Consider the following 16,772-nt stretch of genomic DNA (forward strand, 5'->3'; position numbering starts at 1 on the left):
AACAGTGCTCGGTTGAGTGATTCCGAGTGAATCTTAGGAGGAAAACAATGAACAAACCCGTTCTATCGACTCACTTTCAGTCAAGAAAGCCTTCAGCGGTAAGACTAGCGCAAATGAAATACGAAGAGCGTGAAGTCAAGCCTGAGGCAGTAATTAATGTTGGTATTGGTAATGTTTCATTGCCGACAAATCCGGCTATGAAAAAAAGAATGTTTGAGCTAAATGGTCCAAACAGTCCATTTGCTGAAGGTGTTGTAAGATATTCTACAACTGCTGGTATTCAAGAGTGTCAAGATGCATTCCTTAATATCCTAAAGTGTGAAGGCTTTGATACAAGCAAACTTCACGCACAAGTTACTGATGGTGGTTCTGCTGGTATGGAGCTTTTACTAATCGGTATGTGTGGCCCTGCAGGTTCTGATGAAAAACCACTTATGATGATTGATCCTGCATACACAAACTACATATCAATGGCGCAAAGAACTGGTAGAAAAACAGTTACAGTGAAGCGTCACCTTGATGAGAGCGGTAAATTTACACTTCCAGAGCTTGATAAAATTGAAGATGCAATTAAAGAGCACAAGCCTGGTGCACTTCTGGTAATCCCTTATGACAACCCAACAGGTCAGCTGTATGACTACGAAACACTAAAAGATCTTGCAAAGCTATGTGTTAAGTACAACATGTGGATGGCAAGTGATGAAGCTTACCGCGAGCTTTACTATGAAGAAGGCGAAAAGCTTGTTTCTGTTTGGGGTCTTACAAATGAAGACGTTCCTGGTATTGAAGGCCGTCGTGTAAGTATTGAAACGGCTTCTAAGGTTTGGAACGCATGTGGCCTAAGAATCGGTGCTGTTATAACAGACAACCCAGAGTTCCACAACCGTTCTGTTGCTGAGTACACTGCCAACCTATGTGCAAATGTTATTGGACAGTATATTTTCGGTGCACTGGCGCATGAAACACCAGAGCAAATCCATGAATGGACAAAGGGTCTTAAAGACTACTACAGAAAAGAAATCTTCAGCGTGTATGACGGTCTGAAAGAATTAGAACCTAAACTGATTGTTTCTAGTCCTGATGCGTCAATCTATACAGTTATTGACGTTCGTAACGTTGTAAAGCCTGGCTTTGACGCGACTGACTTTGTCCTATACTGTGCAGGCGAAGGTTCAGCGGTTATTGATGGTGTTGAAACCACACTTCTAGTGGCACCAATGACTGGTTTCTACGATATTGAAGAAGGCCAGCCAAACCCAGGAAACACTCAGTTCCGTGTATCGTTTGTTGAGACGCCTGATAAGCTAAAGCAGATTCCTCAATTGTTTGTGGAACTTCTAAGACAATACGAAGCAAAAAGATAAATATAATAAATATTAGAAAATGGCTGCTTTGCAGCCCTTTTCTGACCCTTGAATTTTATGAAAAGTCGCTTAACCCTCGTGAATTATTAACGGTGTTTAAGCGACTTTTATTTTGTGCGGCATTGGTCTTGCACCATCCGCCTAAGACACGATTAAAATAAATAGCGAATTTTAACCAATATAGGGTAGAATAATCATATCAGATAAGGGCGAAGACCAGATTTTTGGAGGCGTAAATGAAATTAATAAAAAGAGTGATATTCAGCCATACATTTATGGTTGTTGTTGCAATCATGGCACAGTTCGTTTTTGTGCTCAATATGCTGATATTTTTTAAAGACTATTCATCAATATTCTATGGGGCCAGCCTGATGCTGAGTGCTGCCATAGTCCTTTGGATTGTCTATAGTGATAAAAATCCAGCTTATAAAATTGCTTGGATTATCCCCATTCTCATTCTTCCCATCTTCGGTGGTTTATTCTACCTGGCATTTGGTGGTAACCCTTTAAGTCGTAAGGAAAAAGCGCGAATTAAACAAGTTGAGATGGACACAAAAAGTCATCTTGACTCAAACGATGATGTTATCAAAGAGATGAAAGCAGATGACAAAGACGCTGGCAATCAGTCAACCTATATTCAAAACTATGCCTTGTTTCCACCATACAAAAACGTTTTTTCTGAATATTATCCTTTAGGAGAAGACAATTTTGCAAGATTGATAGAAGTTCTTCGCGGGGCAAAAAAATTCATATTTATGGAGTACTTTATTGTTCAAGAGGGCAAGATGTGGAATACCATTTTGAGTATCCTTGAAGAGAAAGCAAGAGAGGGTGTTGATGTACGTTTTATCTATGACGACATGGGGTGTATGCTTACATTGCCAAAGGGATATGACCAATTGCTTGAAAAAAAGGGCATTCGGTGCGCGGTCTTTAATCCTCTGGTTCCAATTCTTTCAGCCAAATTTAATACAAGGGATCATAGAAAGATCACTGTTGTAGATGGTGAATTCGGTTTCACTGGCGGTATAAATCTTGCTGATGAGTACATAAATGAAATAGACCGCTTTGGCCACTGGAAAGACATGGGGATTTTGATTAAGGGAGAAGCCGTTTGGAACTTTACAGTGATGTTTCTCAGCTTATGGGACTCCATAAAAGGTCAAAAGAGTGATTTTGAATCCTTTAAAGCAAGCCCAGAAGTATTTGATGAAATTGTCGAAGAAGGTTACGTTCAACCCTTTTCAGACACACCGCTTGATAATGAACCAGCTGGACAAGTGGTTTACTTAAATATAATCAATAAGGCAAAAGACTATGTCTACATAACAACGCCGTATCTTATTATTGACTCAGAAATGATCACGGCCTTATGCAGTGCAGCCAAATCGGGTGTCGATGTTCGTATTGTTACGCCTTATCATGCTGACAAGAAGTATGTTCATGAAACAACACGGTCCTTCTATCCTAAGCTTCTGCAAAGTGGTGTTCGAATATATGAGTATTTTCCAGGATTTATGCATGGTAAGACATTTGTATCAGATGACAAATATGCAGTTGTTGGAACAATTAACTTAGACTATAGAAGTTTATTTTTACATTTTGAATGTGGGCTTTGGATGTATAAGACAAAGACTGTGCTTGACGTAAAAAAGGACTTTATGAAAACCTTAGAAGTAAGTAAGGCAATAGATCGGGACTATCATAAGGATATTGGTATTTTCCGTACCCTTTTAAGTTTGGTACTGAGATTATTTGCACCCCTTATGTAAGACCAGGTATATTTGTATGGGGGATAATATGGTAGATAAAAAGAAGATTGACCAATTGAATGAACAAGCGTGGATAGTACGACGAAATGAAATGGATAAGTCTCTTGAACTGGCCCAAACCGCATACAATAAGTCCCTCGACATAAAATATGACAAGGGGCAGTTTGTCAGCCTCTTAAATATGGGGATCAATGAAGTGTATCATAACAATTATAAGCAGGCCATGAACCACTTATTCAAGGCCATGAAGTATTTTTCGGACAATGATTTAGAACTTCATCAAATTCGGGCACTGAACACCATTGGTATGGTCTATATAATTCGCGGTGATTTTACGAAAGCCTTGATGGTTTTAAATAGGGGGCTCAATATTGCCAGAAGCCACTCAGATAAAGAGATGATCGTCTACATTCTTTACAATATAGCTGAAATATACAAGTTCTCTTATCAGTTGCATGACAAGGCCTTACCCTATCTAATAGAAGCCAGCAAATACTGCCAAGACAACCCCCACGCTTTGTGTGGGGCTGTGTTGTCGAGCTTAAGCAATTGTTTTCAGCAGACAGGCGAGAGTCAACAAGCTTTAGAGTATGCACAGCTTGCCCTTAAAAAAGCAGAGTTGTTGCAAGATAAAATCAGTTTAGGTCTTTGCCACGAAATGCTTTGCAGTCTAAAAAAAGACATGGGTGAATATGATGAAGCCTGGTCCCACTGCCATAAGAGCCTAGCTTATAGAAAAGACATTAAAGATGAATTTGCACAAGCCAACGTCTGGTTGGTTATGTCACAAATATCTCTAGAAAAACACAATCATGATCATGCAATAGCATATGCTGAGAAAGCAATCGCCATTGCAAAACCCCATAAGACAGACTCAATTCTTGTGCATCTGTATTTGGTCATGGCAAAGGCATATCAATCAAAGGGGCGTTTTGACAAATCATCTGAATACTATGAGCGATACATCGCCTTAAACAACCAGAGAATATCAAAAGAACTGGAAAACAGAATTAGTATCCTGACTTCAGAAATGAGAAATAAGACCCTTAACAAAGATATGGAAATATATAAACTAAAAAATGTGGAGTTGAAGAAAAAGAATGATGAAATTGAGTTGATTAACCAAATTGGTCAGCAAATCACGGCCTCACTTGATGTTGATAAAATCGTTCAACTAATTTATGAAAGAATCAATCAGCTTATGGATGTTTCTTTTTTAGGGGTAGGTTTTTATGATTCTCAAAGGAATGAAATTCACTTCAAGCATCTTAGAGAGGCCATGAAGACAATTCCAGAAATGAGAGTCAGTATAGATGAAAGGCGCAGTTATGCAGTAAAATGCTTTATTGAAGACCAGCTGATTTATATATCAGACTTAGAAAATAATAAGACTGAGACCATAAAACTCAGTGAAAAATACAGGAAGAAGCAAATAAAATCAATCCTATATGCACCATTAAACATAGGCGGTTCGGTGATTGGCGTTATAACCATACAAAGTGAAAAAGCCAATGCCTATGATGACAAAGCCATTGAAATTTTTAAAAGCATGTCAAACTACATTGCCATTGCTCTAAACAATGCAAGTCAAAAGGATTTATTGATGAACACTGCCAGTGAGCTCAGAAACACCCTGAACGATTTAAGAGAAGCCCAGAATTATATCGTCCAAACAGAAAAGTTTGCAGCCCTGGGCAGCTTAATTGCAGGCGTGGCTCATGAGATAAATACGCCTCTGGGAACAAGTATAACTTTGGGGTCTTTCATTGCAGATCAACATAAGTCTCTTTGGGCAAATGTTGAAGAAAACAACCTGACAAAAAAAGCTCTCGACAATTACTTGTCAGCCGTTGAAGTGGCATTAAACGGCCTTGACAAAAACCTGTCTAAAACAGCAGAAATAGTGAATAGTTTTAAGCTTGTTGCTGTGGATCAATCAAGACTGGATTTAAGAAAGTTTAATATTTTTGAATATGTCAATGACATACTCATTGCATACCGGTCCAAGTACAAAAATACAGGTCATGAGATTCATCTTATATGCAATGAAAATTGGGTTATACAAAGTTATCCGGGCATATTTGCACATATAATCAGCCATTTATTAATGAACTCTATAGATCATGGGTTTAAAAATGGTGACAAGGGAAAGATTGAGATTATTTTTGAAATGCAAGAGGGCATGTTGCATATGTGTTTTAGAGATAATGGAGCAGGTATTCCAGGTCATGTCCTAGAGCATGTGTTTGAACCTTTTTTCAGCACATCGAAGAGTCTCGGAAGCATTGGATTGGGACTCCATGCCATATACAACATGGTTACCCAAGCTCTCTTAGGGACTATTGATATTAAAAACAATGAAGGTGGGGGTGTCTGCGTGGACATATACACACCGACACCTCTCATTCAAGAGACATCCCCAAGGTGATCGTTCTGGAATTAAAGGGCCCCAGTTAAAAGATTGAAAACATCTTTTAACTGGGGCCCTTGCATGTTTTGAATTCTACTAGCCAACATAGTTGTCTAAGTAATCTGACATAAAGTGCATCATATCTTCCATGAATTTAACATTACCCCAAAGCATAACCCGAACCTTGTTCTCTGGTTCAATGAACTGTATGTTCATAGTTGAAGGGCCGTATATATCTTTCTTTCCGCCCAAGGTCGCCGTAAGAATGTTGGCAATGTTGATGGCGTCATCAGTACTTTTGACAGATATGTCAACAACTGAAGAGACCTTAATATAATCTTGAATATTTCTGTTTTCAATATCTTTTGACGAAGACTGAGCTTGATTGCTTGAATCGGTTTTAAGACCTGAAACTTTAATAAATGCATTAAAGTCCTCTTCGGAAACACGCCAGGCTTTTCCTAGTTTCGATGCCTTAATTTTGCCTTCGCGAATATAACGTTGTACGGTTTTAGGATGCATGTCTAATATACTGGAAATGTCATCCACTGAATAAAATCTATTACTCATAAGCACTCCTTAGAACAGTTTAAGGTTATTATAAAGAATAATAAGGAATAAATCAATGGCTATTTTTTCGAATTGTTACTTGACAAAGAACTTAGAGTTCCTTATTATAACTTTAAGTTACGTTTTATATGGGATTGCACCTATAGATCGCATCTTATTGTTACGTGTTGTTGCTCTAAGTTATAAAAAACATATATAGCCTAGAGCTATAAAGGTGTTGTTATAAGAAGTGGTGAGGATGGAATTATGAGTATATTCAAATCAAAAATGGGTAAGGAAATTGTTCATCAAAGATACAAAGAAATCTTGGCCTTGTGGCCTGTAGACAATGACCAGTACATGGTTAATACGCAATATGGCAAGACTTTTGTCATTGAGTCAGGCAAACGAGGCAATCCGCCTCTTTTATTAGTACATGGCAGTGTGTCAAGTTCATATTGCTGGATAGGAGATGTGAAAAGATTAAGTGAAACCCATAATGTATATGCCGTAGATATTATTGGGGAAGCTGGATATTCAGACGAAAATAGGCCTAGTTATGAAAGTGGGGCCTATGCCAAGTGGCTTGAAGAGGTGATAAAGGGTCTTGGGCTTTCGCAAGTTTCTATTGTGGGTCTGTCATTAGGGGGATGGATGGCTCTAAGTTATGCCACCCAGTATCCAAAAAACGTAGACAAACTTATTTTGCTCTGCCCAGGAGGGATTTACCCAGAACGTAAGAGTTTTATTCCAAAAGCTATCGTTTATAGTCTTCTTGGAAAATGGGGTTCAAGACAAATCACTAAAATGATCAATGGTGGAACTCTGCCAGATGTTAAAGACAGTGGAATGACACAGGCATTAGAATACACGGCTCTAATAGGTAAACATTTTAACCCCAGAATGGGGCCCCTCTACATTTTTCCAGATAAAGATCTCAATCGTCTGACCATGCCGATTCTCGTATTGTTTGGAGAAAAAGATTGTATCATGAATGGTCAAAGGAGTATAGAAAGGATAGAAAAGCACGGACACAAAGTTAGGAGTATGCTTTTAAAAGACACAGGTCATGTGGTCGCAGGGCAAACTGAAAGAATTATTCAGTTTTTAGGTGAAGAAGAGGTCAAATCGCTTAAATCATAAATGCAAAGTTTTAGGGATCACTGTGCCTGTTTATTGTAAATGAATAATTTCATAAGCTGTGCTTTCTTTGACATGTTATAGTAAAGTGGTAAGGTGCTTGCAAGGGACTCAAATAGACAGATATGTTATAGATTTTAAGAATCGATTGAGATTTTGCGAGCGAATTTCCACAATACTCTTGTTGAAGAAAGAATAACAGGTGACTCCAATGATACAAGACATAAGTCCATCAAAACTTGTAATTGACTATAAAAACCATGAAGCGAAAGACCATGACAAACTCATTGTCTTTAAGGAAAATGACATATTGGTTTTGAAAGAAGGGGATTCTGAAAAAACAATAGACTTTCCCAGTGTTGGAGAAGTTGGCACATCAGAGTGTCGTACCGACAAAATCCAGTTTCTATTTGAAGTGGATGAGGTTAAGTATTATTTATACTGCCAAGATGCCTGGTCGATTGGGTCAAATGACAAGTATAAGTTCATAAATAAAAGGGAACTCTTCGGTAATTATGACAATGTGTACGGTATGATAGTTTTCACAGCGGCACATTTACATGATTGGTATGAGAACAACAAGTTCTGTGGTCGGTGTGGTCATAAAAATAACCATAAACTTGATGCTCGAGCCTTGGCTTGTCCATCCTGTGATTTGGTGATATACCCTCAGATCAATCCTGTTGTTATAGTGGCTATTCATGATGATGATAAAATCCTCCTCACAAAATATGCACAGTCTACCTATGATAGATACGCCCTTGTGGCTGGCTTCGTTGAGATAGGTGAGTCCTTTGAAGAAGCTGTTAGAAGAGAAGTTCTGGAAGAAGTGGGCTTGAAGGTTAAGAACATAAGGTACTTTGACAGTCAGCCCTGGGGTATAACTGGTGGCCTTATGGCGGGATACTTCGCAGAGCTTGATGGCGATAATACCGTTTGTCTTGATCTTGAGGAGCTCAAAGAAGGAACTTGGCTTACAAAAGATGAAATGCCAAAGGTTTATGAAAATGAGAAATCCCTAACACGAACCATGATGTATGAATGGTATAAAAATTATTAATCAGTCTATATGTTGAATGTCGTTGTAGTATTTTTTAGACCAATTTTGCAAATTTAATATTATTGGTGCTAAATCCATACCTTTATCGGTAAGACTATACTCAACCCTTGCTGGTATTTCAGCGTATACTTTTTTATGTATAAGCCCATTGCTTTCCAAATCGAGGAGGTTCTCATTAAGGACCTTTTGGCTAATGCCCCCTGTGATACGATGCAGACATAAGAATCTTTTAGGGCCATCAATAAGATGGCAAAGAAGAACAGCCTTCCATTTGCCTCGAATCATATCCATGGCAAGATCCAGGTGACAGACATATTTTTTATTATTAAATTTTAGCATTCATGCCTCCTACTTCAAATTTTTTTATATGCCAGACGATTATAACATATATGATAGGGGGCTTTAAGACACTTACTTTAAAGTCAGTACTTACAATGTCACAATGAACTTGCTATTATAATCATGTGTTGTATAGCAAAGAATCTAAGGAGGCATTTCAATGAAAATTATTGCGATCAACGGTAGCCCTAGAAAAGAGGGCAATACATATGAAGCGATCAGAATGGTTTTAGACGAACTGGAAAAAGAGGGCATGGAGACGGAAGTCCTCCATATTGGTAACAAGGCCATTAGAGGATGTACAGGCTGTAATCTGTGCTTTAAAAATAGAAATGGCAAATGCGTTATTTCTGATGACTGCGTAAACGAAATGATTGACAAGCTCAAAGACGCAGATGGCATTTTACTGGGCTCTCCTGTCTATTACTCAGGTATCACTGGAACAATGAAGTCCTTCCTGGACAGGGTCTTTTATGTGAATGGGGCCAATGGAAATTACTTCAAAGGCAAAGTGGGAGCAGCTGTGACAGCTGTGAGACGTTCTGGTGGCCTTCCAGCTTATGATCAGCTCAATAAGTATATCCAGTATTCTGAAATGTTAATTGCAACATCTAATTACTGGAATGTTATTCATGGTCTGCGTCCCGGTGAAGCTGTGAAAGATGATGAAGGCAGACAGATTATGTCACGTCTTGGAAAAAACATGGCATGGGCTCTAAAACTTATTGACCATGGTAAGGATGAGATTAAGCATCCTGAGTCAGAAGGCAAGGTGTTTACACATTTTGTGAGATAACAAAGTTTTTTATTTAACAGTCATCCTCCCAAACAAAAGGTTGAGTATATAGCCAACAAATAATAGAATGGTAATAGAAAGATTTTTTAGACAACACTGTGCTAGCCAGGGAGGTTCTTATGAGCAATAACGGATTACCATATGGTGAGTTGGCCATTATAGCAATGAAGAGTTGCAAAGAAATTGCAGGCCCAATAGATAGTAAATTATCAGCGAAAAGAGAAAAAGCGTCTCATTTGATAGATGTTGATGAAGTTCGTTTTTCAAACGGTGAAGGCAAAGTTGTCATTAAAGAGTCCATTCGAGGCAAGGATGTATACATACTTTGTGATGTAGGCAACTATGGTTGCACATACAATATGTTTGGATTTGAAAACCACATGAGTCCTGATGATCATCTACAGGATATTAAAAGAGTCCTTTCAGCAATTGCTGGAAAGGCACGTAGAATCACGCTGATATTACCTCTTCTGTATGCTTCAAGACAGCACAGGAGAAAGGGTAGAGAATCCCTTGATTGCGCCTTAGCGCTTCAAGAATTTGAAAGACTGGGCGTAAAAGATATAATAACATTTGATGCCCATGATCCAACCATTCAAAATGCAGTGCCCCTAATATCTTTTGAAAATCTCCACCCGAGCTATAAAATTATAAAGGCCTTACTAACCACAGAAAAACATATGATTGTAGATGCAGAGAACTTTATTGTCATTTCACCAGACACAGGTGCCATGGATAGAGCTCTGTACTATTCCAGTAATCTGGGTGTGGACACAGGACTTTTTTATAAGCGAAGAGACCACTCAAAGATCGTCAATGGTAAAAATCCAATTGTTCAGCATGATTATCTTGGTCGCGATGTGAAGGGTTGTAATGTTCTCATAGTTGATGACATGATTGCTTCTGGTCAATCAGTTTTTGATATTTGCGAGGAACTTAAAAAGAGGGGGGCAAAGAAGATATTTGTCGCCGTCACCTTTGCACTCTTTACAAGTGGTTCAGACAAGTTTGATAAATATTATGAAGAAGGCTTACTTGATGGTGTATACGCGACAAACCTCTCATATGTGCCTGAAAATATAAAGTCTAAAGTTTGGTTTAAGGAAGTTAATATGGCAGGCTTTGCAGCAAATGTTATTGAAACGCTTAACATGGATAATTCCATTGCGCCACTCCTTGACTCGACAAAGCTGATTCGAAAGCTCGTAAAAAAAGTGAATAAGGGTGAAACCATAGAGGACTAATAAATAAAAGTCTTATAATTTGAAATTCTAGTAAATAAAAACTCTAGTAAATAAAAACTCCGAAAGACATTGGAATGGAAGCATTCATTTCCAATGTTTCTTTCGGAGTTTTCTATTATTGCGGTTTAAAGTCATTGTTGAAATTTAGAACAACCTGGTCCCTTTGAACTTCAAGCTGTCTGTATGTAACGCCGGACATGTCAAACATTTTTTTAGAAGCAATGACACTATCCGTTTCTTTGTATTTGTCATCCAAATAGATAACTTCCCGAATGCCTGACTGTATGATGGCCTTGGCACATTCATTACATGGAAATAGTGCGACATAGAGCCTGCAACCTTTGAGTGTGCGTATGCTATTGAGTATGGCGTTTAGCTCTGCGTGGCAGACATAGGGATACTTTGTTTCAAGAAATCCACCCTCTCGGTCCCAGGGCAGATCATCATCGCTACACCCTGTTGGAAAACCATTGTATCCCACACCGACAATTTTATTGTCCGTATCGACAATACAAGCGCCAACTTTGGTACTAGGATCCTTGCTGCGATAAGATGAAAGGAGGGCAATGCCCATAAAATATTCATCCCATGATAAGTGGTCATTTGTCATTTGGTCACCTCATAGTTTTTTGCCGATTTGAGTCCCTAAAACTAAGAAATTCATTAGTTGAGCGACTTGCAAAATATCATTCATGACCCCTTGCTATACCTTATATAAATGTTTAAGAATCAAAAGCTCTATATTTTGTAAGGTGAGGGCATAGATCAGTTATTTTCAAGCGCCTGAGTTAAAGACTCTTTACTGCTAACATCAAGTTTTTTGTAGATATGGCGAATATGTGTTTTAAGTGTGTTTATAGAAATGTTCAGTTGTTGACATATCTCTTTTCTAGTATAGCCTTGCATGATTAATTGTGCAATTTCCCTTTCGCGGTTGGTTAAAATATCGAGTCTTTCATCATTTGTGAGAACAGTCTTGTTAGAAACTGTATTTCTAGAGGACCCTTCAATATTTGAAGTCAGCAACCGTTGTGTTTCAATGCGAAGTGTTTCAGGAACCATACTGATGATTATAAGGGCGAGAAAGAGGGGGGCAAGGGTTGCCGCGGCGTAGCAAGCATCACTCGTAAGACCGATTGTGTTAAATACATTTGCAATGAGGGCGCCAATAACTGTGCCTGCCAGCATGGAAGCAACACCTCGAGCAGCAATGCTAGGACGCTTGTAATATATGGAGAGGTCAGCTGAAACCACCCAGACATAAGTGTTGACAAACCCCCAGCCTATTTGGGTGAAAGTTTGCGTTAAAAAGTAACTTATATCACTGGCAGGCATCATGAAAGTTATGAAGGATAGACCCACCATCCCAAAGCCAATATAAAGCATGGATTTTCTGCCGATTCTATCAGCAATAAGACCTGCAAAAATGACCGTAAGAAAGAGGGGCTGAACATTATAGTATTTTGATATGAAGACATAGGATTCAAATTTGGGAAAAATACCTGCATATGTGAAGCCGCCAGATATATATATAATGACGAACAATAAATAGAAAATATAGTGCTGACCTAATGTCCTGTAGTTTGCTTGAGGTGGGACTTGAGTGGGGTCCAGACCTCTGCTTATTTTATTTAAATGACGGGCACTGAGGAATATTAGAAACATGGGAAGGATAAGGGCCGCACGAACTGGGAGCCACTGAATGAGGAGTGTACAGACATAAAGGGTAAAAAAGGTGATTCCGATGGAAAGCGCAGCAACTTGTCCACGCTCTTCATTGTCTGTTGCGATCCTATAAAACTGCGTCCAACCACCACCAAGTTGACCGGCAAACAAGGAAAATATGAGAACAACACTCCACTGTAGTGGTGTTGCAAGTTTATCAAGAAAAATAACAAATGGACTTAATAGACAAGCTCCTATAAAGACAGTGTTAGGTGATATTCGTTTAGAATGATTAGGACTTGGTGGGAAGATAAAGCTGATCACATAAAAGAGGAAGGCTACAGTGCTCATCTGAGGCATTTTATCCCCCACAGCCACATAAAGAGCAGGTCCAAAAGCGGGAAAAACGATGGTTGCTCCATAGGAAAACCCTAAGAAAAGTATGAGCGATTTATGCAATTTAAAGATGTTTTTCAGAGTGTGCTTCATAAAAACCTCCAGGGCCTTCTTATGTGAAATATTTTATATTATACCATGAAAGTCAGTTGTTTAAACCTGTTTGAGGCCAGGGGTGATATTTATCACCCCCTTTTTTATACGAGTGAATTCAGTGGGGTGATAAGAAATCATCCTGCACAATAAAAAAATGCATAGTTATACTTAAATAAACATCAATAAACAGGGTAAATAATTGAACATGAAGGTCGTTTTAATCTCATCAGTGAATTTCAAATGGGAGAAGATTTTCAGTTTGGGTGAAGGGTCAAAAAGAAGAGGAGGCAGGACATTGAGAAAAACCATAAGCGGGAGGTATTTAAGTTGGACCTTAATTTTGACATTGGTCCTAAGTCTATTTGCTATGCATGGGGGTGCATACGCAGAGGACGGTGTGAAGTTTAGGTTCAGAGATGACTTCGGTAGTTTCGATGACACATTCTGGACAGTGCGTGACAAGTATGGAACGGCTATGGATATGGTGGATGTCAATAATGGCATTTTGACCCTATCTGCAACGGAAACAGATAATTATCCAACACTTATCTCTAAAGGCATACCTATTTCTATGGGAGACAAACTCATTATTAAGAGGCGGACATACGCCCATCCAGATCATGATAAATTTGCTCCAGGTGCCTATGTGACTGAAGAGACAGATGACTCATGGAACACGGATTCCAACAGAGACAATCATATTTTACTATTCTTCCAGCATTTGTACTTCACATATGATGTGGGTCGCTATCCTGAGAATCTCACTAAGGGAAACTTTGGGTATTCGAGAATGGATGATTTTACAAAACCAAGTGAACTTGCCAGTGAAAATTATGGTATAACCAGAAGCACACTTGATGAATGGGTGGAAGAAGAGTTTGTGTACGATACAGTAACAGGTGATGTCACCATAACAAGCGGTGGAGAAACCATGTCTTTTAAGGGACGTCCACTGGAATATTCTTATGTAAGATTTCATATGAGTCCTTATGGCTGGAATACAGGCCAGTTTGATCAAATGGATTGGATTGAATTTGAAGTTGTTGGTCCGAATGCAGAGGACCTGATTGAGGACAATAGCGGCGCAGGTTTGAATGATTCTATCACCCAAACCTTCCAAAAAGAGATGATTTTGACGGAAACTCATTAAACTCTGACTTTTGGTATGTCTATGACAAAGGTGGACAGGCTTATGATCGCGTTACTGTTTCTGGCGGGGAAATGACTCTGCCTTGTGATCGAACAGACAATCCTCCAATATTAATGTCAAAGGGGATTTCAGTTCAAAAGGGTGACATATTTACAATTAAACGAAGAACTTATGCCCATGCGGCGAATGACACATACAGACCATGGGCTTTGGTTCAAGAGGTGAATACGGATGGGTATACAACCAATGCCGAGGATTCAACAAATCTATTCTCCTTCCAGCATCTTAATTTCACTTATGACCCAGGTCGATATCCTGGGGCTGTGACACAAGCGAATTTAGGGCTATATGCTCAGCCAGGACAAAATATTGCACAGCTACCTCAATCCCAATATGGCGTAGCCCCTCTCACGCTTGACAGATGGGTAGAAGAAGAGTTTGTATACGACACAGAAAGTGGCCAGGTGACAATTACCTCAGATGGCAACACAATGACTTTTACAAGCAAAGCCCTTGAAAAGCCTTATATCAGGTTTTTAATGAACCCATATGGCTGGAATACGGGGCATTATGATAAAATGGACTGGATTGAGTTTTCTGTTCAAAGAGCCGGTCAAGTGGGGGGCAATATACCTGATTCAAGTTCCGGCATAATTAAGGGTGTTGTTTATGATTTTGACAGTGAAACCCCAATGACTGGTGTGGCCATAGAACTTCAAAAAAATGGATCTGTGATTGATAGTCGTACATCGGATTCAATTGGAGAGTACAGCTTCACGGCCATGCCAGGTCAGTATGATCTCGTTTTCAAAAAATCAGGCTATATTGGAGCGACTTATAGCGACATAGAAAGCGTAGGAGGAGAGACCACCTATGTTGAAATGATATTCCAAGTGCCACAAAGCGCTGAAAATGGAGAGGCACAAGGTCAGATTTTGAATGCCTTAACAGGACAACCAGAGCCTAATGTTCGCGTTGAAATTAGACAGGGGCTTAATAATAAAACTGGAACGGCCTTGCAAGTCCTGACCACAGATGCGAATGGGAATTATACTTTTAGTGCCGCATCAGGATATTATACAATGACAGCAACGAAAGATGGCTTTGCCAATAAAACTTTCTCAGCGCCACTCAGAGGGGGAGCTGATATAACTATTCCAGATGCAGCCATTTCGCCAAATCTACAAGCCGATCAATTTCGAGTTGTCCTAAGGTGGGGCAACACGCCTTATGACTTGGATTCTCACCTCATAGGACCTGGATCTGGTGGTGAAGTAAGCCATGTATACTACGGAAATAAATCATATTCGAGTGGTCAGTTCATGGTACTCTTAGATGTTGATGATCAAGATGGTGAGGGACCGGAAACCATTACAGTGACCAAGCCTACGGATGGAACATTCACTTATTCTGTACATGATTTTACCAATAAAGGCCTAACAAATTCCACTGAGCTCGCCAATTCTATGGCAACCGTGGAAGTCTATATTGGAAACAATCCACCTAAGGTGTTTAATGTTCCAAATCAGCCAGGAACACTTTGGAAGGTTTTCACTTATGATGGCACAAGTGTTCGTGCTGTCAATACAATGACATATGTGTCTGACCAAGAGTCAATAAGATAACTATGAAGGCTATTGCACTTCAAAATAGTGCAGTAGCCTTTAAATATAAAAAAAGTGGGGGAGTGGGACTGTGAAAAAAGTTCTGAAATGGGGACTTATAATCCTGTCATCTGTTGTGGGCCTTTTCATAATAGGCATTATTGTTATAGGCGTGCTTGCAATGAATTATTATTCAGATGAGGGGGTTTCGGGAGAGGTGGTTGTTCTTCATGAGGGGGATATTCATGTAGGCGACTCAATTCCGATGGCCTTTGTTGTACCAGAGGAATATGATGATTTGCATAAAGAGATGTGGGACTGCTATTTAGATGAAGGCGGTGAACAACAGGGGCGATATGAGTACATTTTAGAGAATGTCGATATTGAGAAGATTTATACAGAGGCCCAAGTGGAAGACCTGTTTAAGTCCGCAGATGTGAACTTATATGACAGTGAGCACGGCGACTGGAAATATACAACAAGGATTGCCATTTTCAAGCCTGAAGAACCCGGAGACTATTCTATTGGAATCTTTGGGTATTACAGATCAACATCGCCACAAGGCTATGGAGGTATAAATGTTAAGGTTTATGAGTAAACATAAATTACTGTCATCAGTGGTTCTTGTCATTTTAATTATCTTCGTTTATGTGCTTTATAATGGAAGTTATTCTTATCCAATTTATGACGAGGGTCAGATCTATATAGTGGAAAGGGTACTATGGGATACCAATAGGGGACAAATCATTGGAAACCCTGACTTCAAGCCCTCTTTTGACAATGTGGATAAGGGTGATTTCATTGAAAAGTTTAAAAAGACTCAGGATGCCCTTGGGTATGGGTTTAAAGTGAGTGAACCTGCTAAAGATGAAGAGGGCTTCTATGATTTTATCATTTCATTCAATGATAAAATTACCCTTAAATATAGTGAGGGTTTTATTAAAATGGCTGTGGAAGACTATGATGCAAACAAGGTTTGCTTTTATCAAGCTCTTAGAACAGTTTATTTCACATTATCGCCCGAAGAGGAGATGGAGAGTTTTCCGGCGGCCAAAGATGTTGAAAACTTTCAGGCATACGGGGACTATTTTATGCCCTTTCGCGTGGACTACCGATTTTACAATGATGAGGTCTATGAAGTTCATATTGAAGATATGAAAATGGGACACTAGAAAGAAATTGACGGC

15 protein-coding genes are annotated in these 16,772 nt (G+C 39.2%); 11 read left to right on the plus strand and 4 right to left on the minus strand.

Features of this window, described 5'->3' with window-relative positions:
* Nucleotides 1-47 precede the first annotated feature (47 nt).
* The 3 genes from ACQ4KW_RS08355 to ACQ4KW_RS08365 all read left to right on the plus strand — a co-directional run bounded on the left by ACQ4KW_RS08355 (nucleotide 48) and on the right by ACQ4KW_RS08365 (nucleotide 5,564).
* Nucleotides 48-1,364, plus strand: coding sequence for a pyridoxal phosphate-dependent aminotransferase (locus tag ACQ4KW_RS08355; RefSeq protein ID WP_430886077.1), 1,317 nt, complete (start codon nucleotides 48-50; stop codon nucleotides 1,362-1,364).
* A 236-nt stretch (nucleotides 1,365-1,600) separates the two neighbouring features.
* Entirely contained in the window at nucleotides 1,601-3,136 is a 1,536-nt protein-coding gene (gene cls / locus ACQ4KW_RS08360) for a cardiolipin synthase (RefSeq protein WP_430886078.1), read from the plus strand.
* A gap of 28 nt (nucleotides 3,137-3,164) precedes the next feature.
* A complete protein-coding gene (locus ACQ4KW_RS08365; RefSeq protein WP_430886079.1) occupies nucleotides 3,165-5,564 on the plus strand; it encodes an ATP-binding protein in 2,400 nt (799 codons plus the stop codon).
* 78 nt (nucleotides 5,565-5,642) lie between these two features.
* Here ACQ4KW_RS08365 and ACQ4KW_RS08370 read toward each other — a convergent pair whose 3' ends face one another.
* On the minus strand, nucleotides 5,643-6,116 hold the full coding sequence (locus ACQ4KW_RS08370) for a helix-turn-helix domain-containing protein (RefSeq protein WP_430886080.1): 474 nt from the start codon (nucleotides 6,114-6,116) through the stop codon (nucleotides 5,643-5,645).
* Between the two features lie 246 nt (nucleotides 6,117-6,362).
* On the opposite strand from ACQ4KW_RS08370, the gene ACQ4KW_RS08375 reads away from it, so the two are divergent.
* Nucleotides 6,363-7,238, plus strand: a complete 876-nt coding sequence (locus tag ACQ4KW_RS08375) for an alpha/beta fold hydrolase (RefSeq protein WP_430886081.1) — start codon at nucleotides 6,363-6,365, stop codon at nucleotides 7,236-7,238.
* 208 nt (nucleotides 7,239-7,446) lie between these two features.
* Nucleotides 7,447-8,295, plus strand: a complete 849-nt coding sequence (gene nudC, locus ACQ4KW_RS08380) for an NAD(+) diphosphatase (protein ID WP_430886082.1) — start codon at nucleotides 7,447-7,449, stop codon at nucleotides 8,293-8,295.
* Here the strand turns inward: nudC and ACQ4KW_RS08385 are convergent, their stop codons facing one another.
* Nucleotides 8,296-8,634, minus strand: coding sequence for a winged helix-turn-helix transcriptional regulator (locus ACQ4KW_RS08385; RefSeq protein ID WP_430886083.1), 339 nt, complete (start codon nucleotides 8,632-8,634; stop codon nucleotides 8,296-8,298).
* A 160-nt stretch (nucleotides 8,635-8,794) separates the two neighbouring features.
* Here ACQ4KW_RS08385 and ACQ4KW_RS08390 point away from each other — a divergent pair, with 160 nt between their 5' ends.
* The gene (locus ACQ4KW_RS08390; RefSeq protein WP_430886084.1) at nucleotides 8,795-9,430 is read left to right on the plus strand and encodes a flavodoxin family protein; all 636 of its coding nucleotides are present in this window, start codon (nucleotides 8,795-8,797) and stop codon (nucleotides 9,428-9,430) included.
* A gap of 119 nt (nucleotides 9,431-9,549) precedes the next feature.
* Nucleotides 9,550-10,674, plus strand: a complete 1,125-nt coding sequence (locus ACQ4KW_RS08395) for a ribose-phosphate pyrophosphokinase (protein WP_430886085.1) — start codon at nucleotides 9,550-9,552, stop codon at nucleotides 10,672-10,674.
* A gap of 115 nt (nucleotides 10,675-10,789) precedes the next feature.
* On the opposite strand, the gene ACQ4KW_RS08400 is transcribed toward ACQ4KW_RS08395, so the two are convergent.
* Together ACQ4KW_RS08400 and ACQ4KW_RS08405 are read right to left on the minus strand one after the other, a co-directional pair.
* Nucleotides 10,790-11,284, minus strand: coding sequence for a deoxycytidylate deaminase (locus tag ACQ4KW_RS08400; protein ID WP_430886086.1), 495 nt, complete (start codon nucleotides 11,282-11,284; stop codon nucleotides 10,790-10,792).
* A 155-nt stretch (nucleotides 11,285-11,439) separates the two neighbouring features.
* Entirely contained in the window at nucleotides 11,440-12,828 is a 1,389-nt protein-coding gene (locus ACQ4KW_RS08405) for a LuxR C-terminal-related transcriptional regulator (RefSeq protein WP_430886087.1), read from the minus strand.
* Between the two features lie 298 nt (nucleotides 12,829-13,126).
* Between ACQ4KW_RS08405 and ACQ4KW_RS08410 the strand changes: the two genes are divergently transcribed.
* From ACQ4KW_RS08410 to ACQ4KW_RS08425, 4 genes are all read left to right on the plus strand, one after another.
* Nucleotides 13,127-13,981, plus strand: a complete 855-nt coding sequence (locus tag ACQ4KW_RS08410) for a hypothetical protein (protein WP_430886088.1) — start codon at nucleotides 13,127-13,129, stop codon at nucleotides 13,979-13,981.
* 71 nt (nucleotides 13,982-14,052) lie between these two features.
* On the plus strand, nucleotides 14,053-15,606 hold the full coding sequence (locus ACQ4KW_RS08415) for a carboxypeptidase regulatory-like domain-containing protein (protein ID WP_430886089.1): 1,554 nt from the start codon (nucleotides 14,053-14,055) through the stop codon (nucleotides 15,604-15,606).
* 70 nt (nucleotides 15,607-15,676) lie between these two features.
* The gene (locus ACQ4KW_RS08420; protein WP_430886090.1) at nucleotides 15,677-16,183 is read left to right on the plus strand and encodes a hypothetical protein; all 507 of its coding nucleotides are present in this window, start codon (nucleotides 15,677-15,679) and stop codon (nucleotides 16,181-16,183) included.
* Entirely contained in the window at nucleotides 16,164-16,757 is a 594-nt protein-coding gene (locus ACQ4KW_RS08425; RefSeq protein ID WP_430886091.1) for a hypothetical protein, read from the plus strand. The genes ACQ4KW_RS08420 and ACQ4KW_RS08425 overlap by 20 nt, the downstream gene beginning before the upstream one ends.
* Nucleotides 16,758-16,772 lie beyond the last annotated feature (15 nt).

Origin of the sequence: Tianxiuia mixotrophica (assembly GCF_050596425.1) — a bacterium.
Taxonomy (GTDB): Bacteria; Bacillota; Clostridia; order Peptostreptococcales; family Acidaminobacteraceae.

Bases quoted from the DNA above. Each gene is read 5' to 3' on its own strand.
- ACQ4KW_RS08355 (WP_430886077.1), top strand. From the start codon at position 48: ATGAACAAACCCGTTCTATCGACTCACTTTCAGTCAAGAAAGCCTTCA.
- cls (WP_430886078.1), top strand. From the start codon at position 1,601: ATGAAATTAATAAAAAGAGTGATATTCAGCCATACATTTATGGTTGTT.
- ACQ4KW_RS08365 (WP_430886079.1), top strand. From the start codon at position 3,165: ATGGTAGATAAAAAGAAGATTGACCAATTGAATGAACAAGCGTGGATA.
- ACQ4KW_RS08370 (WP_430886080.1), bottom strand. From the start codon at position 6,116: ATGAGTAATAGATTTTATTCAGTGGATGACATTTCCAGTATATTAGAC.
- ACQ4KW_RS08375 (WP_430886081.1), top strand. From the start codon at position 6,363: ATGAGTATATTCAAATCAAAAATGGGTAAGGAAATTGTTCATCAAAGA.
- nudC (WP_430886082.1), top strand. From the start codon at position 7,447: ATGATACAAGACATAAGTCCATCAAAACTTGTAATTGACTATAAAAAC.
- ACQ4KW_RS08385 (WP_430886083.1), bottom strand. From the start codon at position 8,634: ATGCTAAAATTTAATAATAAAAAATATGTCTGTCACCTGGATCTTGCC.
- ACQ4KW_RS08390 (WP_430886084.1), top strand. From the start codon at position 8,795: ATGAAAATTATTGCGATCAACGGTAGCCCTAGAAAAGAGGGCAATACA.
- ACQ4KW_RS08395 (WP_430886085.1), top strand. From the start codon at position 9,550: ATGAGCAATAACGGATTACCATATGGTGAGTTGGCCATTATAGCAATG.
- ACQ4KW_RS08400 (WP_430886086.1), bottom strand. From the start codon at position 11,284: ATGACAAATGACCACTTATCATGGGATGAATATTTTATGGGCATTGCC.
- ACQ4KW_RS08405 (WP_430886087.1), bottom strand. From the start codon at position 12,828: ATGAAGCACACTCTGAAAAACATCTTTAAATTGCATAAATCGCTCATA.
- ACQ4KW_RS08415 (WP_430886089.1), top strand. From the start codon at position 14,053: ATGACTCTGCCTTGTGATCGAACAGACAATCCTCCAATATTAATGTCA.
- ACQ4KW_RS08425 (WP_430886091.1), top strand. From the start codon at position 16,164: ATGTTAAGGTTTATGAGTAAACATAAATTACTGTCATCAGTGGTTCTT.